Origin of the sequence: Klebsiella quasipneumoniae subsp. quasipneumoniae (assembly GCF_020525925.1) — a bacterium.
Classification (GTDB): Bacteria; Pseudomonadota; Gammaproteobacteria; order Enterobacterales; family Enterobacteriaceae; genus Klebsiella; species Klebsiella quasipneumoniae.
The window spans coordinates 4,678,025-4,704,477 of the sequence record NZ_CP084876.1; the positions used below are offsets into that span (position 1 = coordinate 4,678,025).

At 60.9% G+C, this 26,453-nt stretch carries 24 protein-coding genes; 18 read left to right on the top strand and 6 right to left on the bottom strand.

All coding sequences use genetic code 11. The annotated features are described in order from the left end of the window. Nucleotides 1–44 precede the first annotated feature (44 nt). The gene (locus LGM20_RS22510) at nucleotides 45–1,166 is read left to right on the top strand and encodes a ribosomal protein uL16 3-hydroxylase (protein WP_044525263.1); all 1,122 of its coding nucleotides are present in this window, start codon (nucleotides 45–47) and stop codon (nucleotides 1,164–1,166) included. Between the two features lie 53 nt (nucleotides 1,167–1,219). Here LGM20_RS22510 and LGM20_RS22515 read toward each other — a convergent pair whose 3' ends face one another. Next, nucleotides 1,220–2,662: a Cu(+)/Ag(+) sensor histidine kinase gene (locus LGM20_RS22515; protein WP_023291816.1), complete on the bottom strand. Its 1,443-nt coding sequence runs from the start codon at nucleotides 2,660–2,662 to the stop codon at nucleotides 1,220–1,222. Beyond that, nucleotides 2,652–3,335 (bottom strand): copper response regulator transcription factor CusR, encoded by a 684-nt coding sequence (gene cusR, locus LGM20_RS22520; RefSeq protein WP_044525262.1) that lies wholly within the window; start codon nucleotides 3,333–3,335, stop codon nucleotides 2,652–2,654. The genes LGM20_RS22515 and cusR overlap by 11 nt, the downstream gene beginning before the upstream one ends. A 172-nt stretch (nucleotides 3,336–3,507) precedes the next feature. Here cusR and LGM20_RS22525 point away from each other — a divergent pair, with 172 nt between their 5' ends. The 5 genes from LGM20_RS22525 to LGM20_RS22545 all read left to right on the top strand — a co-directional run bounded on the left by LGM20_RS22525 (nucleotide 3,508) and on the right by LGM20_RS22545 (nucleotide 10,146). Further along, a complete protein-coding gene (locus LGM20_RS22525) occupies nucleotides 3,508–4,893 on the top strand; it encodes an efflux transporter outer membrane subunit (RefSeq protein WP_044525261.1) in 1,386 nt (461 codons plus the stop codon). 17 nt (nucleotides 4,894–4,910) lie between these two features. Next, on the top strand, nucleotides 4,911–5,255 hold the full coding sequence (cusF, locus tag LGM20_RS22530) for a cation efflux system protein CusF (RefSeq protein ID WP_023291814.1): 345 nt from the start codon (nucleotides 4,911–4,913) through the stop codon (nucleotides 5,253–5,255). 44 nt (nucleotides 5,256–5,299) lie between these two features. Further along, nucleotides 5,300–6,565: an efflux RND transporter periplasmic adaptor subunit gene (locus LGM20_RS22535; RefSeq protein ID WP_044525260.1), complete on the top strand. Its 1,266-nt coding sequence runs from the start codon at nucleotides 5,300–5,302 to the stop codon at nucleotides 6,563–6,565. Nucleotides 6,566–6,576: 11 nt separating this feature from the next. Beyond that, nucleotides 6,577–9,726: a CusA/CzcA family heavy metal efflux RND transporter gene (locus tag LGM20_RS22540; RefSeq protein ID WP_044525259.1), complete on the top strand. Its 3,150-nt coding sequence runs from the start codon at nucleotides 6,577–6,579 to the stop codon at nucleotides 9,724–9,726. 72 nt (nucleotides 9,727–9,798) lie between these two features. Next, a complete protein-coding gene (locus tag LGM20_RS22545; RefSeq protein WP_032454727.1) occupies nucleotides 9,799–10,146 on the top strand; it encodes a DUF1294 domain-containing protein in 348 nt (115 codons plus the stop codon). Between the two features lie 9 nt (nucleotides 10,147–10,155). Here the strand turns inward: LGM20_RS22545 and LGM20_RS22550 are convergent, their stop codons facing one another. After that, nucleotides 10,156–10,689 (bottom strand): lipocalin family protein, encoded by a 534-nt coding sequence (locus tag LGM20_RS22550; RefSeq protein WP_002887259.1) that lies wholly within the window; start codon nucleotides 10,687–10,689, stop codon nucleotides 10,156–10,158. A gap of 116 nt (nucleotides 10,690–10,805) precedes the next feature. Between LGM20_RS22550 and LGM20_RS22555 the strand changes: the two genes are divergently transcribed. The 10 genes from LGM20_RS22555 (at nucleotide 10,806) to LGM20_RS22600 (ending at nucleotide 18,620) form a co-directional block, all read left to right on the top strand. After that, nucleotides 10,806–11,534, top strand: a complete 729-nt coding sequence (locus tag LGM20_RS22555; protein ID WP_002887258.1) for a MerR family transcriptional regulator — start codon at nucleotides 10,806–10,808, stop codon at nucleotides 11,532–11,534. Between the two features lie 231 nt (nucleotides 11,535–11,765). Next, on the top strand, nucleotides 11,766–12,200 hold the full coding sequence (locus tag LGM20_RS22560; protein ID WP_044525258.1) for a nuclear transport factor 2 family protein: 435 nt from the start codon (nucleotides 11,766–11,768) through the stop codon (nucleotides 12,198–12,200). Further along, a complete protein-coding gene (locus LGM20_RS22565) occupies nucleotides 12,197–12,916 on the top strand; it encodes an SDR family NAD(P)-dependent oxidoreductase (RefSeq protein WP_044525257.1) in 720 nt (239 codons plus the stop codon). Before LGM20_RS22560 ends, LGM20_RS22565 begins: the two co-directional genes overlap by 4 nt. Beyond that, nucleotides 12,913–14,172, top strand: coding sequence for an NAD(P)/FAD-dependent oxidoreductase (locus LGM20_RS22570; protein WP_044525256.1), 1,260 nt, complete (start codon nucleotides 12,913–12,915; stop codon nucleotides 14,170–14,172). The genes LGM20_RS22565 and LGM20_RS22570 overlap by 4 nt, the downstream gene beginning before the upstream one ends. Nucleotide 14,173: 1 nt before the next feature. Beyond that, complete coding sequence (locus tag LGM20_RS22575; RefSeq protein WP_004888758.1) at nucleotides 14,174–14,896, top strand: DUF1365 domain-containing protein; 723 nt, start codon at nucleotides 14,174–14,176, stop codon at nucleotides 14,894–14,896. Continuing rightward, nucleotides 14,893–16,113: an SAM-dependent methyltransferase gene (locus LGM20_RS22580; protein WP_032454723.1), complete on the top strand. Its 1,221-nt coding sequence runs from the start codon at nucleotides 14,893–14,895 to the stop codon at nucleotides 16,111–16,113. The genes LGM20_RS22575 and LGM20_RS22580 overlap by 4 nt, the downstream gene beginning before the upstream one ends. Beyond that, nucleotides 16,110–16,595 carry a DUF2878 domain-containing protein gene (locus LGM20_RS22585; RefSeq protein ID WP_023291806.1) on the top strand — a complete coding sequence of 162 codons (486 nt, stop codon included), beginning with the start codon at nucleotides 16,110–16,112 and terminating at the stop codon, nucleotides 16,593–16,595. Before LGM20_RS22580 ends, LGM20_RS22585 begins: the two co-directional genes overlap by 4 nt. Continuing rightward, nucleotides 16,592–17,116 (top strand): hypothetical protein, encoded by a 525-nt coding sequence (locus tag LGM20_RS22590; RefSeq protein ID WP_044525255.1) that lies wholly within the window; start codon nucleotides 16,592–16,594, stop codon nucleotides 17,114–17,116. The genes LGM20_RS22585 and LGM20_RS22590 overlap by 4 nt, the downstream gene beginning before the upstream one ends. Then, on the top strand, nucleotides 17,113–17,664 hold the full coding sequence (locus LGM20_RS22595; RefSeq protein WP_044525254.1) for a DUF3833 domain-containing protein: 552 nt from the start codon (nucleotides 17,113–17,115) through the stop codon (nucleotides 17,662–17,664). The genes LGM20_RS22590 and LGM20_RS22595 overlap by 4 nt, the downstream gene beginning before the upstream one ends. Next, entirely contained in the window at nucleotides 17,661–18,620 is a 960-nt protein-coding gene (locus LGM20_RS22600) for a YbgA family protein (RefSeq protein WP_004206730.1), read from the top strand. The genes LGM20_RS22595 and LGM20_RS22600 overlap by 4 nt, the downstream gene beginning before the upstream one ends. Before the next feature lie 426 nt (nucleotides 18,621–19,046). Here LGM20_RS22600 and LGM20_RS22605 read toward each other — a convergent pair whose 3' ends face one another. Both LGM20_RS22605 and xylA read right to left on the bottom strand, forming a co-directional pair. After that, complete coding sequence (locus LGM20_RS22605) at nucleotides 19,047–20,429, bottom strand: carbohydrate porin (RefSeq protein ID WP_048296553.1); 1,383 nt, start codon at nucleotides 20,427–20,429, stop codon at nucleotides 19,047–19,049. A 330-nt stretch (nucleotides 20,430–20,759) separates the two neighbouring features. Next, on the bottom strand, nucleotides 20,760–22,079 hold the full coding sequence (gene xylA / locus LGM20_RS22610) for a xylose isomerase (protein ID WP_017900971.1): 1,320 nt from the start codon (nucleotides 22,077–22,079) through the stop codon (nucleotides 20,760–20,762). 426 nt (nucleotides 22,080–22,505) lie between these two features. Between xylA and LGM20_RS22615 the strand changes: the two genes are divergently transcribed. Both LGM20_RS22615 and LGM20_RS22620 read left to right on the top strand, forming a co-directional pair. Next, nucleotides 22,506–23,945: an MFS transporter gene (locus LGM20_RS22615; protein ID WP_162823547.1), complete on the top strand. Its 1,440-nt coding sequence runs from the start codon at nucleotides 22,506–22,508 to the stop codon at nucleotides 23,943–23,945. 57 nt (nucleotides 23,946–24,002) lie between these two features. Further along, nucleotides 24,003–25,682, top strand: a complete 1,680-nt coding sequence (locus LGM20_RS22620; RefSeq protein ID WP_044525248.1) for a glycoside hydrolase family 43 protein — start codon at nucleotides 24,003–24,005, stop codon at nucleotides 25,680–25,682. An 82-nt stretch (nucleotides 25,683–25,764) separates the two neighbouring features. Here LGM20_RS22620 and LGM20_RS22625 read toward each other — a convergent pair whose 3' ends face one another. Then, nucleotides 25,765–26,403 (bottom strand): HNH endonuclease, encoded by a 639-nt coding sequence (locus LGM20_RS22625; RefSeq protein ID WP_044525247.1) that lies wholly within the window; start codon nucleotides 26,401–26,403, stop codon nucleotides 25,765–25,767. Nucleotides 26,404–26,453: the final 50 nt, after the last annotated feature.

The following is a 26,453-nucleotide window of genomic DNA, read 5'->3' on the forward strand; positions in this document are numbered from 1 at the left end:
CCGTTTCTATAATCAGGCCCGTTTCTTCTTACTGGTAATAATCGATGGCTTATCAACTCAACATTAACTGGCCCGAGTTTTTAGAGAAATACTGGCAAAAGCAGCCGGTGGTTTTAAAAAACGCGTTTCCGGACTTCGTCGACCCGATTACCCCGGACGAGCTGGCCGGGTTAGCCATGGAGCCGGAAGTCGACAGCCGGCTGGTCAGTCTGGCCAACGGTAAATGGCAGGCCAGCAATGGACCTTTTGAACATTTCGATGGCCTGGGCGAGACCGGCTGGTCGCTGCTGGCCCAGGCGGTAAACCACTGGCATATGCCGGCCGCCGAGCTGGTGCGACCGTTCCGCGTACTGCCGGACTGGCGTCTGGACGACCTGATGATCTCCTTCTCCGTCCCCGGCGGCGGCGTCGGCCCCCATATCGATCAGTATGACGTCTTTATTATTCAGGGCATGGGCAGCCGCCGCTGGCGCGTGGGCGATAAGCTGCCGATGCGTCAGTTCTGCCCGCATCCCGCGCTGCTGCACGTCGACCCGTTCCCGCCGATTATTGATGAGAATCTGCAGCCGGGCGATATCCTCTATATTCCGCCGGGATTCCCGCACGATGGTATCACCCACGAAACCGCGCTGAACTACTCCGTGGGTTTCCGCGGGCCAAACGGGCGCGACCTGATCAGCAGCTTCGCCGACTATGTGCTGGAGAACGATCTCGGCGGCGAGCACTACAGCGATCCGGACCTCACCTGCCGCGAGCATCCGGGCCGGGTTGAAGAGTATGAACTCGAACGTCTGCGCGGCATGATGATCGACATGATTCGCCAGCCGGAAGACTTCAAGCAGTGGTTCGGCAGTTTCGTCACCACCCCGCGTCACGAGCTGGATATTGCGCCGGCGGAACCACCGTATGAAGAAGAGGAAGTAGTCGATGCGCTGCTGGGCGGCGAAAAACTTTCTCGCCTGAGCGGCCTGCGCGTTCTGCATATTGGCGACAGCTTCTTCGTGCATAGCGAACAGCTGGACACCACCGATGCCGAAGCGCTGGATGCATTATGCCGCTATACCTCATTAGGCCAGGAGGAGCTCGGCAGCGGCCTGCAAAACCCGGCGTTTGTGAGCGAACTGACGCGCCTGATTAATCAAGGCTACTGGTACTTCGAAGAGTAAGCCGCGGTACGACTACGGGCAGCCGCCTGGCGCTGCCCGCTGGCTATCAGCCGTTATTGCGCCTGTTTCGGCAGCACTACAATAAACCGCGTCGAGCGCAGATCGGACTGCGCCGCCACGCTGCCGTGGTGGGCGCTGACGATGGATTTCACAATCGCCAGGCCGATGCCGCTGCCCTCCCCTTTGCGCTGGCGCGAGGGGTCGACGCGATAGAAACGGTCAAACAGCCGCGGCAGATGTTCGGCGGCAATCGGCGTACCGGGGTTCTCCACCACCAGGCGGATCGTCTCCGCGCTTTCGCTCAGCGCGATCGTCACCGCCTGGCCAGCCGGGGTGTAGCGGATCGCGTTCGACAGCAAGTTGCTGATCGCCCGCCGCAGCATCAACGGATCGCCCGTCACCCGGCAGGGGCTGCCGTCAAAGCGCAGCGCTACCGCCTTCTCTTCCGCCCACGCCTCGAAAAACTCAAACACCTTATGCACCTCCTCAGCCAGATCCAGTTCCCGCTGTTCGGGGATCAGCTGGTTGTTATCGGCCTGGGCGAGGAACAGCATATCGCTGACCATCCGCGACATGCGCGAGAACTCTTCAAGATTGGAGTAGAGCACCTCTTCCAGCTCCGGCTGGCTGCGGCTCTGGCTTAAGGCGATTTCGGTTTGCGTCACCAGGTTGGTGATCGGCGTGCGGATCTCATGGGCGATATCGGCGGAGAAGTTCGACTGGCGGGTAAAGACATCCTCCATTCGCTCCAGCATATGGTTAAAGGACAGCGCCAGCCGCTCCAGTTCGATAGGCACCGCCTGCGGGTCGAGGCGCACGTCGAGATCCCGCGAGGTAATATTCTGGATCTGCCGGCTGATCTGGCGGATAGGCTTATGCCCCTGATAGACCACAAACAGCACGATGGCGATAATCAGCAGGCTGATTATCGACGCGGCGGAAATCAGCTTCGCTTTCAGCTCATTAATATAGTGCAGGTGAAAATCGATGGATAAGGCCATCAGCAGATGGTACGCCGGCTTGCCATCCGCCTGCTTGCCCAGCGGCAGCATGATCAGCCGCCAGGCACGGGTCTCCATTTGATGATTATCGTGCGCCATTGCCCGCGGCTGCGGATCGGTCCATGAAATCACATTCCCGTCGCGCAGCTGCATCGCCAGGCCTGGCGTACTCAGCATATGGCTGAGATCCGGTCCGTTGGGCGACTGGAACAGAATATTGCCCTGTCCATCGTCCAGGCAGATAAAGACGTTGGCGTAGCCCGCAATGATATTCTTCACGATCTCCAGCCGCCGCGCCTGCGGGTAGTCAGCGTGGTCGAGGACCGTCTCCAGGGTGGTGCTGAGCTGCCTGAGATCGTGAACGTCGCGCTCTTCAAAATGCGCCTTCACCGAATGGATCATGATCCAGGTGAAGGCAAAGAAGGCGATGATGGTGGCGAGGCTAATAAAGAAACTCAGCCGGGTAGCCAGGGAAAAGGGGCGCTTAGCGACAATCCGGCACCTCAAGCATATAGCCGACGCCGCGCACAGTCTGGATCAGCTTCGGCTCGAAGTCGTTATCGATTTTGGCGCGCAGCCGCTTCACCGCCACATCTATCGCGTTGGTATCGCTGTCGAAATTCATATCCCACACCTGCGAGGCAATCAGCGAACGCGGCAGCACCTCGCCCTGATGGCGCAGGAAGAACTCCAGCAGAGTGAACTCCTTGCTGGTCAGGGTGATGCGGGTGGCGCCGCGCGTCACCTTACGGCTGACCAGATCGACGCTGAGATCCGCCGCCTGAAACTGGCTTTCGACAATGACCGCCGCCCCGCGACGCAGCAGCGTCCGCACCCGCGCCAGCAGTTCCGCAAAGGCGAACGGCTTCACCAGATAGTCGTCGGCGCCCAGCTCCAGCCCCTTCACCCGATGCTCAATGGTGCCTAACGCGGTAAGCAGCAGGATCGGCATGCCTTTCCCGGCGGTGCGCAGCATGCGCACGATATCCCAGCCGTTCACGTCCGGCAGCATGATGTCGAGGATCAGCAGATCATAGTCGCCGGTCATCGCCAGGTGATAGCCGTTAAGGCCGTTATCGGCCAGGTCGACGACGAAGCCAGCCTCGGTGAGCCCTTTGGTCAGGTACTCCCCGGTTTTCTTCTCATCTTCGACAATCAAAATCTTCACCGCCGGCTCCTTCACGCGCGTTCTGTGCGGGTATTCAATTTTAGAGGAGCGCCTCCGGATAGCAATGAAATATCAGGAAAATGACAGCTTTGTCATTTTCCTGTCACGTCCTGAACAGAGGCCGCTACGTAAAGTAGCCGCCATGGATAAATCGTCGAAAACGTCTGCCGCCATGCGCCCAATAACGCTTCTTACCCTCAGCGTGATACTCGCCTTAACCGGCTGTGTCTCGCTCGCTCCCGACTACCAGCGCCCCGCCGCGCCGGTACCGCAGCAGTTCTCTCTCAGCCAGAACAAGCTGGTTCCCGCTACCGCGAGCTATCAGGAGACCGGCTGGCGAACCTTTTTCGTCGACCCGCAGGTGAAAAGCCTGATAGGCACCGCGCTGACCAACAACCGCGATCTGCGGATGGCGACGCTGAAAGTGCAGGAAGCCCGCGCCCAGTATCGGGTGACCGATGCCGACCGCTACCCGCAATTGAACGGTGACGGTAGCACCACCTACGGCGGCAAGCTTAAAGGCGACACCACCACCAGCAGCGATTACGCCGTCGGGCTGAATCTCAACTATGACCTCGACTTCTTTGGCCGGCTGAAAAACCTCAGCGAGGCCGACCGGGAGAACTTCTTCGCCAGCGAAGAGGCACGGCGCGCAGTGCATATCCTGCTGATTGCTAACGTTTCACAAAGCTACTTCAACCAGCGGCTGGCGGCAGCGCAGCTGCAGGTGGCCAACGACACCCTGCAAAACTATCAGCAGTCTTATGCGTTCGTTGAAAAACAGCTGCTGACCGGCAGCACCACCGTCCTGGCGCTGGAGCAGGCGCGGGGGATGATCGAGAGCACCCGCGCCGAGATCGCCAGGCGGCAGGGCCAGCTGGCGCAGGCTAATAACGCTCTGCAACTGTTGCTCGGTAGTTATCAACATCTGCCGGACGATAGCGCCAGCAGCGCCGTCGACCTGCAAGGCGTAACCCTGCCGCCGTCGCTCTCTTCAGCGATCCTGCTGCAGCGGCCGGATATTTTAGAGGCCGAACACAGCCTGCGGGCGGCCAACGCCAACATCGGCGCCGCGCGGGCGGCCTTCTTCCCGTCGATCACCCTGACCAGCTCGCTCTCCGGCAGCAGCAGCGAGCTCGCCAGCCTGTTTAACGCCGGCAGCGCGATGTGGAACTTCATCCCCAAAATCGACATTCCGATTTTCAACGCCGGGCGCAATCAGGCCAACCTCGATCTGGCGGAGATCCGCCAGCAGCAGCAGGTGGTCAACTACGAGCAAAAAATTCAGTCCGCTTTTAAGGAAGTGGCCGACGCGCTGGCCCTGCGCCAAAGCCTGGCCGATCAAATTACCGCACAGGAGCGCTATCTCGCGTCGCTAAATATCACCCTGCAGCGCGCCACCGCGCTCTATCGCCACGGCGCGGTCAGCTACATCGAAGTGCTGAGCGCCCAGCGCGACATTTTCACCACCCGACAAACCCTGCTGGAACTCAACTATTCCCGTCAGGCAAATGAAATCACCCTGTTCACCGCCCTCGGCGGCGGCTGGATGGAATAACCCGAGGAGTCTTGATTATGAATTCACTGTCTAAAGTCGCCCTGTTCACTCTGATTTCTGGCGCGGTGTTCGCCGCCCAGGCCGCCGACCCGCACGCCGGCATGGCGATGCACGAACAGCCCGCCGCCGCGCAAACGCAAAGCATCAGCGGCAAAGGGGTCATTAAAGCCATTGATATGGATAGCAAAAAAATCACCATTGCCCACGAAGCCATCCCGGCGGTGAACTGGCCGCCGATGACCATGCGCTTCACCATCACCCCGCAGACCCAGCTCAACAATGTGAAGGACGGCGACAGCGTGGACTTCACCTTCGTTCAGCAGGGCAATCTGTCGCTGTTACAGGATATCCGCGCCCACTAATGGCCCGGCGACGGTAGGCTCCTCAACAACTGAATGGACGACACATGGCATCCCTGACACTGAAAAACACGGCGCTGCTCCTCGGCAGCATGGCGATCGGCGGCGCGCTCACCGCAGCGCTGTATACCCGGATGGCGCCGCCCCTCGACGCTGCCGCCGCCGCCCCGGCGGCCGAGCAGCAGCGAAAAGTGCTGTTCTGGTACGACCCGATGTACCCGAACACTCGCTTTGATAAACCGGGTAAATCGCCGTTTATGGATATGGACCTGGTGCCGAAATACGCCGATGAAGAGAGTGCCGCCGCCGGTGCGCCGGGGGTGCGTATCGACCCGACGCAGACCCAGAATCTCGGGGTGAAAACCGCCGCCGTCACCCGCGGGCCGCTGCGCTACGCCCAGACCTTCCCGGCCAACATCAGCTACAACGAGTACCAGTACGTGATTATGCAGGCGCGGGCGGCGGGTTTTATCAATAAAGTCTATCCCCTGACCGTCGGCGACAAAGTGCAACAAGGTACGCCGCTGCTGGAACTGACCATCCCGGACTGGGTGGAAGCGCAGAGCGAATACCTGCTATTGCAGGAGACCGGCGGCACCGCCACCCAGGTCGAGGGGATCCTCGAGCGGCTGCGTCTCGCCGGAATGCCGGACGACGATATCCGCCGCCTGAAAGCCACGCGCAAGATCCAGACCCGCTTCACCCTCAAGGCGCCCATCGACGGGGTGATCACCGCCTTCGATCTGCGCGCCGGAATGAACATCGCCAAAGATAACGTGGTGGCGAAAATTCAGGGCATGGACCCGGTGTGGGTCAGCGCGGCGGTCCCCGAGTCCATCGCCTGGCTGATTAAAGACGCCTCGCAGTTCCGCATTCAGGTTCCCGCCTGGCCTGACAAAACCTTCCGCATCAGCAAATGGACGATTCTCCCCAGCGTCGATAGCGCCACCCGCACCCTGCAGCTACGCCTGCAGGTGAACAACCCGGATGAAGCGCTGAAGCCGGGGATGAACGCCTATCTGCAGCTGACCAGTGACAGCGAACCGATGCTGCTGATCCCCTCCAAAGCGCTGATCGACAGCGGCAGCGAGCAGCGGGTGATCACCATGGATAACGAGGGCCGCTTCGTGCCGAAGCAGGTCCAGGTTTTCCATGAATCCAATGGCGTCACGGCCATTCGCAGCGGGCTGAAGGAGGGCGAGAAGGTGGTCGCCAGCGGCCTGTTCCTGATCGACTCGGAAGCCAATATCGCCGGCGCGCTGGAGCGCATGCGCGCGCAGGCCCCTGATGCCGCTGCCGCCCACGCGCACTGAGGAACGGAACAATGATTGAATGGATTATCCGCCGCTCGGTGGCCAACCGCTTCCTGGTGATGATGGGCGCGCTGTTTCTCAGCCTCTGGGGGACCTGGACCATCGTCCACACCCCGGTGGACGCCCTGCCGGATCTCTCCGACGTACAGGTGATCGTCAAAACCAGCTATCCGGGGCAGGCGCCGCAGATTGTCGAAAACCAGGTCACCTGGCCGCTAACCACCACCATGCTGTCGGTGCCCGGCGCCAGAACGGTGCGCGGCTTCTCGCAGTTTGGCGACTCTTATGTGTATGTGATTTTTGAAGACGGCACCGACCCTTACTGGGCGCGCTCGCGGGTGCTGGAGTATCTCAACCAGGTGCAGGGCAAACTGCCCGCCGGAGTCAGCGCCGAAATGGGCCCGGACGCCACCGGCGTCGGCTGGGTCTTCGAGTACGCGCTGGTCGACCGCAGCGGCAAGCACGATCTCGCCGAACTGCGCTCCCTGCAGGACTGGTTCTTAAAATATGAGCTGAAAACCATTCCTAACGTCTCGGAAGTGGCGTCGGTGGGCGGCGTGGTCAAGGAGTACCAGATAGTTGTCGACCCGATGAAGCTGACCCAGTACGGCATCAGCCTCGGCGAGGTGAAATCGGCGCTGGACGCCTCTAACCAGGAGGCGGGCGGCTCTTCGGTCGAACTGGCGGAAGCCGAATATATGGTGCGCGCCAGCGGCTATCTGCAGACCCTCGACGACTTCAAAAACATTGTACTGAAAACCGGCGATAACGGCGTGCCGGTGTATCTCGGCGACGTCGCGCGGGTGCAGGTCGGCCCGGAGATGCGCCGCGGCATTGCCGAACTGAACGGCGAAGGCGAAGTGGCCGGCGGCGTGGTGATCCTGCGCTCCGGCAAGAACGCCCGGGAAGCGATCTCGGCGGTCAAAGAAAAACTGGCGTCGCTGCAAAGCAGCCTGCCGGAAGGGGTTGAAGTGGTCACCACCTACGACCGCAGCCAGCTTATCGACCGCGCCATCGATAACCTCAGCCACAAGCTGCTGGAAGAGTTTATCGTCGTCGCCCTGGTCTGCGCCCTGTTCCTGTGGCACGTGCGCTCGGCGCTGGTGGCGATTATCTCCCTGCCGCTCGGCCTGTGCTTCGCCTTTATCATGATGCATTTCCAGGGGCTCAACGCCAACATCATGTCGCTGGGCGGGATCGCCATTGCGGTGGGGGCGATGGTCGATGCCGCCATCGTGATGATTGAGAACGCCCACAAGCGGCTGGAGGAGTGGACGCATCAGCATCCGGGAGAGAAGCTCGGCAACGACAGGCGCTGGAAAATCATTACCGATGCCTCGGTGGAGGTTGGCCCGGCGCTGTTTATCAGCCTGCTGATCATCACCCTGTCGTTTATCCCCATTTTCACCCTCGAAGGCCAGGAGGGCAAACTGTTCGGCCCGCTGGCCTTCACCAAAACCTGGTCGATGGCCGGAGCGGCGCTGCTGGCGATCATGGTGATCCCGATCCTGATGGGCTTCTGGATCCGCGGCAGGATCCCGGCGGAGAGCAGCAACCCGCTGAACCGCTTTTTGATCCGCATTTACCATCCGCTGCTGCTGAAGGTCCTGCACTGGCCGAAGACCACCCTGCTGATCGCGCTCCTGTCGATCCTGACGGTTGTCTGGCCGCTTAACCGGGTCGGCGGCGAGTTTCTGCCGCAGATCAACGAGGGCGATCTGCTGTATATGCCGTCAACGCTGCCCGGGATCTCCGCCTCGCAGGCGGCGGATATGCTGCAGAAGACCGACAAGCTGATCATGACGGTGCCGGAGGTGGCGCGGGTGTTCGGCAAAACGGGTAAAGCAGACACCGCTACCGACTCAGCGCCGCTGGAGATGGTGGAGACCACCATTCAGCTCAAACCGCAGGATCAATGGCGGCCGGGGATGACCATGGAGAAGATCATCGACGAACTGGACAAGACCGTGCGCCTGCCGGGGCTGGCGAACCTGTGGGTGCCGCCGATCCGCAACCGCATCGACATGCTCTCCACCGGCATCAAGAGCCCGATCGGCATTAAAGTTTCCGGCACTAACCTGGCCGATATCGACGCCATCGCCGGGCAAATTGAGGGAGTGGCGCGCAGCGTGCCGGGCGTGACCTCGGCGTTAGCCGAGCGGCTGGTGGGCGGGCGCTACCTCGACATTGATATTCAGCGTGAGAAGGCGGCCCGCTACGGGATGACCGTCGGCGACGTGCAGCTGTTCGTCTCGTCCGCTATCGGCGGGGCGATGGTCGGCGAAACGGTGGAGGGCGTCGAGCGCTATCCGATCAACATCCGCTATCCGCAGAGCTACCGCGACAGCCCGCAGACCCTGCGCCAGCTGCCGATCCTCACCCCGCTGAAGCAGCAGATCGTCCTCGGCGACGTCGCCGAGGTGAAGGTGGTCAGCGGGCCATCGATGCTGAAGACCGAGAACGCCCGCCCCACCAGCTGGATCTACATCGACGCCCGCGACCGCGACATGGTGTCAGTGGTGCACGATCTGCAGCAGGCCATCGGCAAGGAGGTGAAGCTGAAGCCGGGCATCAGCGTGTCGTATTCCGGGCAGTTTGAGCTGCTGGAGCGCGCCAATCAGAAGCTGAAGCTGATGGTGCCGATGACGCTGATGATTATCTTTGTGCTGCTGTACCTGGCGTTCCGCCGCGTCGGCGAGGCGCTGCTGATCATCGCCAGCGTGCCGTTCGCCCTTGTGGGCGGGATCTGGTTCCTCTACTGGATGGGCTTCCATCTGTCGGTGGCCACCGGTACCGGCTTTATCGCCCTGGCCGGGGTGGCCGCGGAGTTTGGCGTGGTGATGCTGATGTACCTGCGCCACGCCATCGAGGCGGAGCCGGCGCTGGAGAACCCGCAGACCTTCAGCGCCGGGAAGCTCGACGAGGCGCTGTATCAGGGGGCAGTACTGCGCGTGCGGCCGAAGGCGATGACCGTGGCGGTGATTATCGCCGGCCTGCTGCCGATTTTGTGGGGCACCGGCGCCGGGTCGGAGGTGATGAGCCGCATCGCCGCGCCGATGATTGGCGGAATGATCACCGCCCCGCTGCTGTCGCTGTTTATTATTCCGGCGGCGTATAAGCTGATGTGGCTGTCCCGGCATCGGGACAAGCGCGGCCGCTAGCCCACCGCGTTTACGCCGGTCCGGGAAATTGGCTATAGTGGCGCCACTCTTCTGGCCGGCGTGAACGTCCCTATGAATCTGAACCTGGTATGTTATTCCCTGCTGCTGCTCACCGCTGTGGGCAGCGCCCTGCTCCCCTACCCGCTGGCGATGTGGTTTTTACTGAGCAGCCTTCTGACATGGCTTATCTATGGTGCCGACAAGCTGGCGGCGCGCAAAGCCTGGCGACGGGTACCGGAAACCACGCTGCTGGTGCTCGGCCTGGCGGGAGGCTGGCCGGGGGCGATCCTCGGCCAGCAGTGTTTTCGCCATAAAACGCAAAAGCAGCCCTTCCGGACGTGGTTTTTCATCAGCGTGGCGCTGAACGTGGCGGCGCTGGCCGGGCTGTATGCGGTTTACTCTGGCATGCTCAGCCGCTAAGGGGCGAGGCTAGCGCGGCGTCTGGCGGATCCACACCAGTCGATCGACGTCAAAGCCCAGTTCGCGCGCGGTATTCAGGTAATCCTGCTTCACCGCCGCCGGAATGGTGGGGGTACGCGACAGGATCCACAGATAGTCGCGGTTGGGGCCGCTGACCAGCGCATACTGGTAGTCGTCGTCCAGACGGATCACGTTATAGCCGCCGTAGAATGGCCCGAAGAACGACACCTTCAGCGCCGCGGTGGTGGGGGCGCCGGTGAAATAGGCTTTCCCGTCGCTCTCATTCCAGCGTTTTTTGACCGGGTCATAACCGCGATTGACGACGCTGATCCCCCCGTCGCTGCGGGCGCCGTAGGTGGCGGTCACCTGCTCCAGGCCTCGCTCGAAGCGATTCTCCAGGCGGGCGACCTCATACCATTTCCCGAGGTAACGGCTGGCGTCAAACCCGCTAATCGGCTGAACGCCCTTCGGCGGGGTGGGCGATTTGCAGGCCACCAGGGTCAACGCGATAGCGACGCCAGTGACAACAGGCCATAGCTTCATGAGAACTCCTTTCATTTACGCGGTTGGGGAAAGTGTAGTGCAAAGCCGCTACACTTCACGCCAGCCGACGTGATTCGTAGTATATTGAGAATATTCTTTGTTAACAGGTGGCCTCCATGCCTTACTCCATCGGCGAATTTGCCCGACTCTGCGGGATAAATGCGACCACGCTTCGCGCCTGGCAGCGCCGCTATGGCCTGCTCAAGCCGCTGCGCACCGATGGTGGACACCGTCTGTACAGCGATGACGACGTCCAGCAGGCGCTTAAAATCCTCGACTGGGTGAAAAAAGGGGTGCCGGTCAGCCAGGTGAAGCCCCTGCTGTCGCGCCCCGGCGCGCGGCGCACCAACAACTGGCTGACGCTGCAGGAGACCATGCTGCAGCGGCTGAAAGAGGGAAAAATCGAGTCCCTGCGCCAGCTGATCTACGATGCCGGCCGCGAATATCCGCGCCAGGAGCTGGTGACCGAGGTGCTGCGTCCGCTGCGCAGCCAGGTCTCCGCCAACGTGCCGGCCATCATGACCCTGCGCGAAATCCTCGACGGCATTATCATCGCCTACACCTCGTTTTGCCTCGAAGGCGACAAGAAGGCGCCCGGGGACAACTTTCTGATCACCGGCTGGCACCTGACCGACGCCTGCGAAATCTGGCTTGAAGCGCTCAAACGCACCGGCCAGGGCCATCGCATCGACGTCCTGCCGGTGCCTCCCGCCGCCCTGGCGCCGGAGATTTTCCCCCAGCGCAACTGGCTGCTGGTCACCAGCGGCAAACTCTCCGCCGCTCGTCAGAGGCAGGTCGAACTCTGGCAGCAGCAGGTCGTCTCCCTCGAGGTGATCCCGCTCTAACCCCCGGTTTTCACTTCCCCCCACTCTCTGTTCCGCCTGCGCCCGGCGGCGCGGCGGGCGCACGTTTGCCCTTCGTGCAACCCGCGTTTTTCATCCTTTACAACAATAATCATAACATCATGATTTTAAACATAAATAAAATATATTTTACCACAAACTTGGACAAATAATTTTATTTGTGTAAGTTTTAAGTATGCCATTACACCACCGTGTTTAGCCAGGATGTGATCCATGAGCACCACGCCGTCCGTCATTCGTCGTTTCGTTGAGTACTACGCCGGGCTGGATGCGCAGCCGCCCACGGCGCTGGCCGCGCTGTACCATCCGGACGCGACGCTGAGCGATCCTTTTGGTCAGCACCAGGGACTGTTTGCCATCCAGCGCTACTTTACCCATCTGCTGGCCAACGTGGAGCAGTGCCGGTTCACCATCGACGCGCCGCTCTGCGACGGTCAGCGGTTCGCCGTAACCTGGACCATGCACTGGTCGCATCCGCGCATTGCCGGCGGAGAAACGCTGGCCCTGCCGGGCTGCTCGGTGGTGGACATCGCCGGGGAGCAGATCCTCCATCAACGCGACTACTACGACGCCGGGGAGATGATCTACGAGCATCTTCCCCTGCTGGGCTGGGCGGTACGCGGCGTGAAACGGAGGGTGCGCTCATGATGACGGTGCTTATCACCGGCGCCAGCTCCGGGATTGGCGCCGGCCTGGCGAAATCCTTCGCGGCGGATGGCCACCTGGTCATCGCCTGCGGGCGCGATGCGTCGCGCCTGACGGCGCTGCAGCAGTTCAGCCCCAACATCAGCGCGCGCCTGTTCGATATGACAGACAGGGACGCCTGTCGCCAGGCGCTGACGGGCTGTTTTGCCGACCTGATCATTCTCTGCGCCGGCACCTGCGAATACCTCGACCACGGGCAGGTGGATGCCGCCCTCGTGGAGCGGGTGATGACCACCAACTTCCTCGGGCCGGTAAACTGCCTGGCGGCGCTGCAGACGCAGCTGGAGGCAGGCGATCGGGTGGTGCTGGTCAGCTCCATGGCGCACTGGCTGCCCTTCCCGCGCGCGGAAGCCTATGGCGCCTCCAAGGCGGCGCTGACCTGGTTTGCCAATAGCCTGCGTCTGGACTGGGAGCCGAAAGGGGTCGCCGTCACGGTGGTCTCTCCAGGCTTCGTCGACACCCCGCTGACGCGCAAAAACGACTTTGCCATGCCCGGCCGGGTGAGCGTCGATCGGGCGGTGGCGGCGATCCGCCACGGCCTGGCGAAGGGCAAAAACCACATCGCCTTCCCCACCGGCTTCAGCCTGGCCCTGCGGCTGCTGGCCAGCCTGCCGTCAGGTATACAGCGCCTGCTGTTGCGCAGGATGGTGCGCTCATGAACATCGCCATCATCGGCAGCGGCATCGCCGGGCTGACCTGCGCCTGGCGGCTGGCCGGACACCATCAGGTGACGCTGTTCGAAGCGGGCGCCGCGCCGGGCGGCCACACCGCCACCGTGGATGTCGCCACGCCGCAGGGCACCTGGGCCATCGATACCGGATTTATTGTCTACAACGATCGCACCTATCCGCGCTTTATGGGCCTGCTCAGCGAGCTGGGGATCGACGGGCAAAAAACGCAGATGAGCTTCTCGGTCCACAACCCGGCCAGCGGCCTGGAGTACAACGGCCACAGCCTGACCTCGCTCTTCGCCCAGCGGCGCAATCTGCTGAAGCCGGCCTTCTGGGGGCTGCTGAGCGAGATCGTCCGCTTCAACCGGCTGGCGAAACTGGCGCTGACCGAGGCGCTGGATCCGGGGGCGACGCTGGAGAGCTTCCTCGCCCGCCACCGCTTCAGCCCCTTCTTCGCCCGCCACTATATCCTGCCGATGGGGGCGGCCATCTGGTCGTCGTCGCTGCAGGAGATGCGCCGCTTCCCGCTGCCGCTGTTTTTGCGCTTCTTTGAACACCACGGCCTGCTGGACATTCGCGATCGCCCGCAGTGGTACGTAGTGCCCGGCGGTTCCCGGGAATACGTTCGCGCCCTGCTCGCCAGGCTCGGCGACCGCCTGGACCTGCGGCTCAACGCGCCGGTGCAGCAGGTGGAGCGCCACCCGACAGGGGTTACCCTGCGGCTGGCGTCCGGGGAGGCGCATTTTGACCAGGTGATCTTCGCCTGCCACTCCGCGCAGGCGCTGGCGATGCTGGCGGCGCCCACCGACGCCGAACGCGAAGTTCTCGGGGACATCGGCTGGCAGCGCAACGAGGTGGTGCTGCACAGCGATCCGCGCTGGCTGCCGGCGCGTCAGCGCGCCTGGGCCAGCTGGAACTATCGCCTGAACGACGGGGATCGGGCACGGGCCTGCGTCACTTACAACATGAATATTCTCCAGGGGCTGCCCGCGGGCGCGCCGCTGTTCTGCGTCACCCTGAACCCGGACGCGCCGGTGGACGATCGCTACGTCTGGCAGCGCTTCGTCTATGAGCATCCGCTGTTTAACCCGCAAAGCTGGTCGGCCCAGCTGCGACGCGACGAGATTAACGGCCAGCGGCGGAGCTGGTACTGCGGGGCCTACTGGTACAACGGCTTTCATGAGGACGGGGTGCGCAGCGCGCTCGACGTGGTGCAGGGCATCGCCGCAGCGGAGGGCAACTGAAATGAACAGCTGCCTCTATCAGGGCGTCCTGCGCCACCGTCGCCTGCAGCCGAAGGCGCACCACTTCGTCTACCGCCTGTTTATGGCCTGGCTCGACCTCGACGAACTGGACAGGCTGCCTGAGGCGGGCATCCGTCGCAACCGCCTGGCCGCCGCCGCCTGGTACGACGCCGATTATCCGCTGGGCGCGCCGCTGAAGGCTCAGGCGCTGAACCGGCTGGAGAGCCTGACCGGCTGCCGCCCGGCGGGACGCGTGATGCTCCTGACCCAGCTGCGCTACTTCGGCTTCCATTTTAATCCGGTCAACTTTTACTACTGCTATGACGAGGCCGACACCCTGCGCTGGGTGCTGGCCGAAGTGCGCAACACGCCGTGGAATGAGCGTCATTACTACGCGGTGGACGGCCAGCAGGCGCGCCCGCTGGAGAAAGCCTTTCACGTTTCGCCGTTTAACCCGATGGACATGGTCTATCACTGGCGCTTCAACGCGCCCGGCAAAACGCTGCACATGCATATTGAAAACCATCAGGCCAGCAAGGTGTTCGACGCCACGCTGGCCCTGAGCCGCGTGCCGTTAACCCGCGCCAACCTGCGCGGGCTGCTGCTGCGTCTGCCGATGATGACCCTGAAAACCGTCCTCGCCATCTACTGGCAGGCGCTGCGGCTGTGGCTGAAGCGCGTGCCGCTGTACAACCATCCTGTCAGCAGGAGTGAACGCTCATGACCGATCCCGTCTTTGCGCTTGAACCCGATGTGCCGCGCAACGTGCGGCTCGCGCGCTGGCTGCTCTTTCGTCTGTTGAGCGGCCTCCGCGAAGGCTCGCTCACCGTGCGCGAAGGGGCGCAGACTTTTCATTTTGGCGACCCCGCCGCTGCGCTGCGCGCCGAGGCGCGGGTCTGCACGCCGGAGGTGTACTGGCGCCTGCTGACCGGCGGCAGCCTGGCGGCGGCCGAGGCCTGGATGGACGGCGACTGGGAGAGCCACCAGCTGACGGCGCTGCTGCAGATCCTCGCGCGCAACGGCGAGGTGTTGGGGCGTCTGGAGCGCGGCTTTCGTCTGCTGGGCAAGCCCGTCGCCCGCCTGCGCCACTGGACCCGCCGCAACACCCGCGCTCAGGCGCGGGAGAACATCGCCGCCCATTACGACCTCGGCAACGAATTTTATGCCCACTTTCTGGATGACGACCTGCTCTACTCCAGCGCGCTGTTTGCCGACGACCAGCAGGATCTGACCCAGGCCCAGCGGGCCAAGATGGCGCGCCTGTGCGACCAGCTGGCGCTCACTCCCGGCGATCATCTGCTGGAGATTGGCACCGGCTGGGGGGCGCTGGCCGAGTACGCCGCCCGCCATTACGGCTGCCGGGTCACCACCACCACCCTCTCCCGGGAGCAGCACCGCTGGGCTACCGAGCGCATGGCCCGCGCCGGGCTGCAGGATCGCGTCGAGGTGCTGCTCTGCGACTACCGCGATCTGCGCGGCGAGTACGACAAACTGGTGTCGGTGGAGATGATTGAAGCGGTTGGCCAGCGCTACCTGCCGGCCTTTTTCCGCACCTGTCAGGCGCGCCTGCGCCCGGGCGGCAAAATGGCCCTGCAGGCGATCACCATCCAGGATCAGCGCTATCGCGACTACAGCAAAAGCGTCGATTTTATCCAGCGCTACATCTTCCCGGGCGGCTTTTTGCCCAGCATCACGGCAATGAGCGAGCTGATGACCCGCCATACCGATTTTGTGGTGCGCAACCTGTTCGACATGGGCCCGGACTATGCCCGCACGCTGGCGCACTGGCGGCAGCGTTTTACCCATGCCTGGCAGGATATTGAAAAGCTCGGCTTTGATGAGCGCTTCCGCCGGATGTGGCTCTACTACTTCGGCTACTGCGAAGCCGGATTTAACGCCCGCACCATCAGCGTGGTGCAGCTCACCGCGGAGCGGGTATGACACGCCCGGCGCAGCACCTGCTGATGGCCCTCGCGTTCGATGTTTACTGGACGCTGGTGGTGATGTTGCGCGAGCGCGGCCTGCTGATCTGGCTGACGCTGGCGCTGTTCGCCTGGCTGCGGTTGCCGGCGGCCAGTCGTCCGCCCGCTCTGCTGTTGGCCGCGGCGGGCTGCGGGCTGGACGCCTGCTGGGCGCTGGCGGGGCTGATTGATTTTCCCGGCGACAGCCTGCTGCCCCTGTGGATGGTGGCCCTGTGGCTGATGTTCGCCGTCGTCTGGACCCGGCTGACCCGCACCACGACGCTTCCCGGCTGGGTGCTGGCCGCGGCGGCCACCGTCGGCGGCCCGGTGGCCTACCTGATCGGCGCTCGCCTCGGAGCCATGACCCTGCTGGTACCGACGGCGCTTGCCGTGGCCGCCATGGCCTGCGGCTGGCTGGTGCTCATGCTGTTGTTCCATCTGGGGATGGGGAGGCAAAAATGAGATTCGCCCTGTTACTGCTGTGGCTGAGCGCCATCGCCCCGGCGGCCCACGCCGCCGACTGGCTGACGTGGCGCCGCGTCGGCGAGGCGACCCTCACCTGGGGGCCGTTCACCGTCTATCACTCACAGCTGCGCACGCCCAATGGCCGGTATGACGGCCCGCAGCAGGATCGGGCGCTGATCATCACCTACCGGCGCGACATCGATCGCGAGGCGCTGGTGGAGGCCACCCGCGACCAGTGGCAGGCGCAGGGCATTTTGCAGCAGGAGCCGCGCAGCGAAGCCTGGCTGCGCATGCTGCAGGGGATCTGGCCGGACGTTGCGCCGGGCAGCCAGCTGGCGTTCGTGGTCAGCGGCGGCGAGGGGCAGTTCTGGTACCGCGCCAGCGCCGCGCAGACCGCCTTTACCCCACTCGGCCCGCGCCAGTCGGCGGCGTTCAGCACCCGCTTTCTCGCCATCTGGCTCGATCCGCGCACCACTTATCCCGAACTGCGTCAGCAGTTGATCGGAGGTACACCATGAAACGCATTCTGACCCGTAGCCTGGCGCTGCTGATGCTGATGCTCGCCGGCTGCAGCACCGAGGTCACCGAGTACCGGCAGCAGCAGCCCGCCCTCGACATCTTCCACTATTTTCAGGGCCGAACCGAGGCGTGGGGGATGGTGCAGGATCGCAGCGGCAAACAGCTGCGCCGCTTCCATGTAGCGATCGATGGCGACGTCGTCGGCGACACCCTGACGCTCCATGAGCGCTTTGTCTATGACGATGGCGAGAAACAGCAGCGGGTGTGGCGCATTCGCCGCACTGGCGATAACCGTTATCAGGGCACCGCCGGGGATATCGAAGGCGTGGCCAGCGGCCAGGCGGCAGGCAATGCCTTTCACTGGCGCTACAGCATGAACGTCGAGGCCAGCGGCAGCCGGTGGCTGCTGCACTTTGACGACTGGATGTTCCTGCAGGACGGCAGCCATTTGTTTAACAAAACCGAGATGAAGAAATTCGGCATTACGGTGGCCACCGTGACCCTTTTCTTTACCCGAACCACAGCAGAAGAGAGGACAGCGCCATGAACACGCAACCTGTCATTGGGATCAGCGGATGTTTAACCGGCTCAGCCGTGCGATTCGACGGCGGGCATAAGCGTATGGGCTTTGTGATGGATGAGCTCGCGCAGTGGGTGGCGTTTAAGCCCGTCTGTCCGGAGATGGCGATCGGCCTGCCCGTTCCCCGCCCGGCGCTCCGGCTGGTGCAGACCCCGGTCGGGGAGATCCGCATGCGCTTCAGCCACGCCCCGCACGAGGATGTGACGGAGAAGATGGCCGATTTCGCCAACGCCCATCTTGCAACCCTGGGCGAGCTGTCGGGCTTTATCGTCTGCGCCAAATCGCCGAGCTGCGGGATGGAGCGCGTGCGGCTGTATGATGAAAAAGGCAATCGCGGGCGTAAGGAAGGCGTGGGGCTGTTTACCGGCGCCCTGATGGCGCGCTACCCGTGGCTGCCGGTGGAAGAGGATGGCCGGCTGCACGATCCGCTGCTGCGGGAGAATTTTGTCGAGCGCGTCTTCGCCCTGCATGAACTCAACGCCCTACGCGCCCGCGGCCTGACCCGCCACGGCCTGCTGGCCTTTCACAGCCGCTACAAGCTGCAGCTGCTGGCTCACCACCAGGCGGGCTACCGCGAGATCGGCCCCTTCGTCGCCTCGCTGCATGAATGGGAGGATCTGGAGGCTTTCTTCGAGGTCTACCGCGAGAAGCTGATGGCGATCCTCAAGCGGCCCGCCTCGCGGAAAAACCACACCAACGTGCTGATGCATATTCAGGGTTATTTCCGCGACCAGCTGAACAGCCGCCAGCGCGGCGAGCTGCGGGAGGTGATCCTCAACTATCGCGCCGGGCTGCTGCCGATCCTCGCGCCGCTGACGCTGCTTAAGCACTATCTGGCCGAGTATCCGGATCGCTACCTGCAGGCGCAGAACTATTTTGACCCCTACCCGCAGGATCTTGCCCTGCGCCTGACGGTGAACTGAGGGAACCTGGGCCAGCTGCCCGGCGGCGCTGCGCTTGCGCGGGCCTGGGGGGGTATCCCGCAGGCCTCCTCAGGAACGTAGGCCGGATAAGGCATTTATGCCGCCATCCGGCACTACCGCGGGTGCGGCGGCAGACCGCCCGGCGGCGCTGCGCTTGCCGGGCCTACGAGGGGATCCCGCAGGCCTCCTCAGGAACGTAGGCCGGATAAGGCATTTATGCCGCCATCCGGCACAACCACAGGTATGGAGCTTGAAGTGTCCTGCCCGGCGGCGCTGCGCCTGCCGGGCCTACAGGGGGAGCCCGCAGGAAGGAACGTAGGCCGGATAAGGCATTTATGCCGCCATCCGGCATAAATGGAGCGCACCAGTCGTAGCCCGGCTAAGCGTAGCGCCAGCCGGGAACGCTCCTTCGACAACGCTATCGCATCAGAACCACGCCTCAAACATCCCGCCGACGTTCAGCGAATCCAGCTGCTGGTCTTTGGTGCCGTTGACCTTCGCGGTATGCTCGTTGTCCACCTGACCGCCGGTCACGTAGAAGCGCAGCATCGGACGGAACTCCGGCCCCATGCCGATGGCGATGTTCTGCGACAGCGTCAGCTTCCAGCCGTGGTTATCCCCGCCCTGGTCGTAGTCCACGCGCTGGTAGCCCGCTTCCAGCCAGGTGGAGTGCACGTCGTTCCAGAAGTACATCGGCCGCACGATGGCGCCGTAGTTTTTGCGGTTGTCGGTATTATCTTTGCCGTTGTCGTAGTCGTGGAAGGCCAGCAGATATTCCACCTGCGCCTGCTGGGTGAACTTATGGCTGCCCTCGAAGCTGGCGTAGACCGTGGTCAGGTCGTCGGTTTTGTTGTAGACGCTGTTATCCGAGTTGTCGGAGTAGCGCAGGATCACCTTGTTCACCCCGCTGTCGTTGGTGTGGCTCAGCACCAGGCCGCCCTGCCAGGCTTCGAGACGCGCGTCGCTGTCCACCGCCTTCGAGTCAAAGCCGTAGTTGGCGTACACCTCGACATCGATCGGCCCGGCCTTGATGTTGTGGGTTTTGGTGGTCAGCGCGTAGTGGCCGTTGTCCCCGGTGTCGGAGCTGCCGGTACAGGTGATGCGCGACGGGTTGGTCTCGTCGGCCATCACTTCCGGGCTACAGGATTTCACCTGCGACACCGCCGCCACGTCGAACTGCACGCCGCCGATATCAAAGTTCTTCACCCCGGCGCCCTGGCCGTCGTGGTTCATCCAGAAGTAGTCGTTGATCCCCTGTTGCGGACGCTGGTGGAAGTCGCGGCCGGCCCAGATATAGGCGTTGGGGTTGGATTCCAGCACGTTGGTGACGCCGACGTAGGCCTTCTTCAGGTTAACCTCGTCGCTCCAGTGGTCGAACATGACGTTGAGATCCCAGATAGCCCCCTGCGCGCTTTTGAAGGCTTTGCTGATCTGGAATTCGCCGCCGTTGCTTTCGTTGCCCAGACGACCGATCGCCGAGGCGCCGTTATAGGAGCCGTCGACGCCGACATATTTCTGGTCGCCGGTCTGGAAATGGGCGCCATAGCGGGCATAGCCGCTGAACTTGAGGCCGAACGGAATGGCCATATCCGGCGAGGCGGCGGTGGTCTGCGGGTTGGTAATGACGTCGACCTTTTTGTCGGCCGCGGCGTCAATTTTCGCCTGGCGGTCGGCCAGCGCTTTATCAACGGCTTTGGCGACGATGGCGTCGATCTGTTCCTGAGTAAATTCTTGCGCCATTACAGAGGTAAGCGGAAAAAACGCGGCGATAACCGCCATGGTTAATGGAAGTTTTTTTATCATTGTCATGAGTTTCTCAATATAGGTTAATTTTATTCAGACAATAACCAGCCTATTCTGAGCTGACAGAATATGTCGCTATCATCAGAACAAGTTATTTTTTATTTTGTACGGTCACAGAGGCATTACACAATTATCGCTACTCGCCCTCCCTCACTGATATTAAACAGGTGGCACAATGGCAGAACCATCCGCGCGGCGGATGGTTCCTCTATAGACAGTCAAACAGATAGCCTTTCGGCACAGACAGCATAAATACAACACGAACAAATAAACGCTATTTCCCGGCAGCGGGCAGACGGCGGAATACATGCCCCCGCAGGGGCATGTCAGCCAAATTTAACCAAAGATATAGGTATTGACGAGATTTTCGAGTAATTCCTGACGCCCGCTGTGATGCTGCGGATTCAGATTATGCTGCTCAGCGTACCGGGCAATATTATCCAGCGACATACGGCCGGCCATAATTTGCTGCCCCAGCTCGCCCTGCCAGCCGGCATAGCGTTTTGCCAGAGCCCGATCGAGCTTGCCATCCTCAATCATCCGCGCGGCCAGCTTGAGAGACAGTGCCATCACGTCCATGGCGCCAATATGGCCATAGAACATGTCGTATTTGTCGGTGCTCTGCCGGCGAACTTTGGCGTCAAAGTTCAGGCCGCCGGTGGTGAATCCCCCGGCTTTGAGGATCTCGTACATCACCAGGGTATTTTCTTCCACGCTGTTCGGGAACTGATCGGTATCCCAGCCGAGCTGCGCATCGCCGCGGTTGGCATCAACGGAGCCGAAGATCCCCAGCGCGATGGCGCTGGCGATTTCATGGTGGAAAGAGTGCCCCGCCAGGGTGGCGTGGTTGGCTTCAATGTTCACCTTGATCTCATTTTCCAGACCAAACTGCTTCAGGAAGCCATACACCGTCGCGACATCGTAATCGTACTGATGCTTGGTGGGCTCCTGCGGTTTCGGCTCGATAAGCAGCGTGCCGCCAAAGCCAATCTTATGCTTGTGCTCCACCACCATCTGCAGGAAGCGGCCAATCTGCTCGCGCTCCTGACGCAGGTCGGTATTCAGCAGGGACTCGTAACCTTCGCGGCCACCCCACAGAACATAGTTTTCGCCGCCGAGCTGGTGGGTGGCGTTCATGGCGGTCACCACCTGCGTGGCCGCCCAGGCAAACACCTCCGGATCGGGGTTGGTCGCCGCCCCGGCGCCGTAGCGCGGGTGGGTAAAGCAGTTGGCGGTGCCCCACAGCAGTTTCACGCCGGTTTGCTGCTGTTTCTCCGCCAGCACCTCGGTCATCACGGCAAAATTATGCAAATACTCTTTCAGCGACGCGCCTTCTGGCGAGACGTCGACATCGTGGAAGCAGTAATACGGCACGTTGAGCTTGTAGAAAAATTCAAACGCCACGTCCGCTTTGCGTTTGGCCATTTCCAGCGCATCGCCCGCGGCCTGCCAGGGACGCTCAAACGAGCCGGCGCCAAACATATCCGCGCCATTCCAGCAGAAGTTATGCCAATAACAGGCGGCAAAACGCAGATGATCTGCCATACGTTTTCCCAGCACGATTTCATCCGGATTATAGTGGCGAAACGCCAGAGGATTATCGGTTTTAGGTCCGGCAAAAAGAACGCGTTCGAGCTGGTCAAAATAAGTTTGCATGATGAACTCCGAAATTGAGGAAGCCGAAAATTAACAACTGTGACACATCGTGTATTCTCATCGTCGGTTGCTCAATTACGTTATTTCACTCGGCGATTGAGAAAATGCTCAAATGTGAGCCATCTCGCAAATAAAACTATTTTAAATATCTCGCTTCGCGCGCGTATAGCGTACACTTCCTGGGGAATTCAGGTGGGCATAGCGAATTAAAATGCCGGTTTTGTCACATTGCCTGTCTGCCAAAAAATTAGCGGCGGATGGCGGCTCAACGCAGGTGATACAGGCCTTTGCTTCGAGGATCACAGAAGTAAAAAAACATAATTACTTAATTTAAAAACGTAATAGATTCTTCCATGTCAACTGTGTCAGAAAGTGTTTCACCTACACAAAACAAACCGGAGTCTGCTTAGAATGAGTAAAAACATAATGCACAGTCGGCATGATGAATATCATAAATTAACCCGCGGAGAACGAATTGGTTATGGCATGGGCGACTTTGCGCAAAACCTGGTTTTCGGCACAATTGGGGGTTTTCTGGCTTTGCATATGCTGACGGTAAATACCATCAGCACGGCAACGGCAGGATTTATTTTTCTTTTTGTCCGCATAATTAACGTGTTTTGGGATCCGATGGTCGGCACCTACGTGGATAAACGAACCTCGAAAGCAGGGAAATATCGTCCGTGGCTGTTACGAGCCGGCGTGCCGCTGGTGATCCTCTCGGCATTACTGTTCGCGCCCATCCCCGGAGTGAAAGGTTCGGTGGCTTTCGCCTTTATTATTTATCTGGCGCTGGACCTGGTTTATTCCTTAGTCAATATTCCCTATGGCTCATTGAATGCGTCGCTGACCCGCGACCCGGAATCGATCGATAAGCTCACCAGTACCCGCATGATGCTGGCCAACAGCGCCAACCTGCTGGTCTATACCCTGTTCCCGATGTTTGTGCAGATGGCGGCGCCGAAAGATCGCAGCCTGAAAGACACCGGCTTTTTTGGCCTTGAGCTGAATCTGGGGAATTATGCCGATCCGTCGGCAAATTACGCCTGGTTTGGCGTGTACGCCATCTATATGATCATCGGCGCGGTGGCTCTGTTTATCTGTTATAAATTCACCAAAGAACGCGTTGTCGCGACCGCCGAGCAGACCGCCAACGTCAAAACCACCGACCTTTTCCACGAGCTCCGACATAACCGCCCGCTGGTGATCCTCGGCATGTTCTTTATGCTGGCCTTTACCTTCATGTTCTTCATGAACACCGTTAACGGCTTCTTCAACCAGTACGTCGTCGGCCACTCCGAATGGATGGGCGCGGTGGGTCTCGTCGCGTCTATTCCCGGCATCGCCTTCCCGATTTTCTGGCCGAAACTGAAAAAAATCTTTGGTAAAAAAGGCTTCTTCCATCTGTTCCTCGCCATGTTCATCGTCGGCGAACTGCTGACCTACGTCTGGTCCCGCGAAGGGATGCACGACGCGCTGTGGCTGGCCTACATCGCCACCTTTATTAAACAGTGGGGCTTAACCTCCGCCACCGGCTTTATGTGGGCGCTGGTACCGGAAGTCATCGCGTACGGCGAATTAAAATCTGGCAAACGCAATGCCGCCATTATCAATGCCATTATGGGACTCTTCTTCAAGATCGGCTTCACCATCGGCGGCGCGATCCCGCTGTGGCTGCTGGCGGTGTATGGCTTTAATGAAAGCGGCGCCGTGCAGAGCGCCAGCGCCATCGACGGGATCATTATGACCGCGGTGTGGATCCCAATTGCGCTGGCCGCTATTTCGATGGTGATCATGCAGGTTTATCCGATCTCCGATAAACATGTTACCGACATCAACCGTCAGCTGGATGAGATCCGCGTGTAGTTAAAAAATTATAAATCAGACCGATTCGTCACTTTCCATTTTAAAAGGTGTAATGAAATGTCACTTATTCAAAACCCGATATTACGCGGCTTTAATGCCGACCCCAGTATTATTCGCGTCGAGGATACGTACTATATTGCCAACTCGACGTTTGAGTGGTTTCCGGGCGTGCGTTTACATGAGTCGAAAGACCTGAAAAACTGGAACCTGCTGCCTTCGCCGCTCTCCACCACCACCCTGCTGGACATGAAGGGCAACCCCTCCTCCGGCGGCATTTGGGCGCCGGCGCTCTCCTGGGCCGACGGACAATTCTGGTTGGTGTATACCGATGTGAAGGTCACCGAAGGCGCCTTCAAAGACATGACCAACTACCTGACCACCGCGAAGGATATTCGGGGCCCGTGGAGCGACCCGATCAAGCTGAACGGCGTCGGGTTTGACGCCTCGCTGTTCCATGACGACGATGGCCGGAAATATATCGTCCAGCAAACCTGGGATCACCGGGAGTACCATCACCCCTTCGATGGCATTACCTTAACGGAGCTGGATACCAACACGCTGAAGTTAATGCCGGAAACCGCGCGCACCATCTACCGCGGCACCGCCGTGGCGCTGGTCGAGGGGCCGCACCTCTATAAACTGAACGGCTACTACTATCTGTTTGCCGCCCAGGGCGGCACCGTGTTTACCCACCAGGAGGTGGTGGCGCGGTCGAAAACCCTCGAGGCCGACAGCTTTGAAACCGAGCCGGGCGACGTGTTCTTAACCAACGTCGACACCCCGGACAGCTACATCCAGAAACAGGGCCATGGCGCGCTGGTCTCCACCCCGGAAGGCGAATGGTATTACGCCTCGCTCTGCGCCCGGCCGTGGAATCGCCCGGGGGAATCCATCTACGACCCGCGCGGCTGGTCAACCCTCGGCCGGGAAACCGCGATCCAGAAAGTGTACTGGGATGACGAGGGCTGGCCGCGTATTGAAGGCGGTCACGGCGGGAAAACCTTCGTCGAAGGGCCGAAAGACGCCATCTTCACCGAAAGCGCCAGCGATAATAGCCAGCAGGATGACTTTACGTCGCCAGCGCTCGACCCGAACTGGAATACCCTGCGGGTGCCGTTTACGGCCAAAATGGGCACCACCGGTAACGGCAAATTAACCTTAATCGGCCAGGGTTCGTTAGCCAATACGCATGACCTGTCGCTGATTGCCCGCCGCTGGCAGGCCTTCTATTTTGACGCCGCGGTGAAGGTGAAATTCGAGCCCTTCAGCTACCAGCAGATGGCCGGGTTAACGAATTACTATAACGACCGCCACTGGAGCTTCGTCTTCCTGACCTGGAATGAAATTAACGGCAAGGTCATCGAAGTCGGCGAAAATAACCGCGGGAAATACACGTCGTACCTGAAAGATAACGCCATCAAGGTGCCGGACGGCGTGGAATACGTCTGGTTCAGGACCAAAGTCCGCAAGCAGACCTACAGCTATGAATACAGCTTCGATGGCGTGACGTTCACCGAGATCCCGGTCCAGCTGGATGCCGCGGTGCTGTCCGATGACTATGTGTTGCAGAGCTACGGCGGGTTCTTTACCGGGGCGTTCGTCGGCCTGGCGGCGGTAGACTACGCCGGGTACGGTACCCAGGCTGAGTTTTATCAGTTCGAGTATCAGGAGCTGGGCGATAGCTTAGCGGCCGATGGCAGCTACAGCTGGGAGGCTGGCGAGACGCGGGATAAGTAAAAGAGAGCGGGCCCACGCTACCGGTAAGGTAGCGTGGGGTTTGTGGTGTGTTTGATGAACGTAAAGCGAGCGCTGTCGGATGTCAGTCTGTGGGGCGCAGCCGGGCCTTCAGCTCTTCGGGGGTAAACGGCGGATCTCGCCGGTGCAGCATCGCATGGCAGTTGGGACATACCGGGATCAGATCGGTTTCAGGGTTCAGGCGGTAGTCCTGCTTTATCCCGGCCAGCGGGATGAGATGGTGGATATGGATAAAGCCCTGGCCGATATCGCCATAGCGGCTGGCCATATCCAGACCGCATACCTGACACTGGCAGCCATGCAGGCGAAGCGCCGCCTGACGAGCCTGACGGTCACGCTCATAGCGATTGATCACCACCTGCAACGCCGCCCCTTCCACGTACTCCATGGTCGTCTGCCCCTCATCGGGGAAAAGCGCAACCTCGTCATCGCCAGCGCCCTGCGACGCGATCGTAAATCCTTGCTCCAGTAACAGACGCACGCATTTGGATTTAATCCCTCCGCTGAAATCCGCCGGGGTAAATTCCGTCCCCGTCGCAAGTGTGGCCGCTAACCCGACGATGGCTTTTGAAGGATACCGACGCCCCTCAAACTCGATCTCATACAGACACGCGCTTTTAAACTGATGCGCAACGCCTGCATCGTAAGCGCGAATGGCGGCGATGATGCATTCCCTGGATAAATGGTCCGGTAGTTTTTTCATAAGACATAGCTATCTGATGGCGCGAAGCTTGAGTATAAATAGAAAGCTAT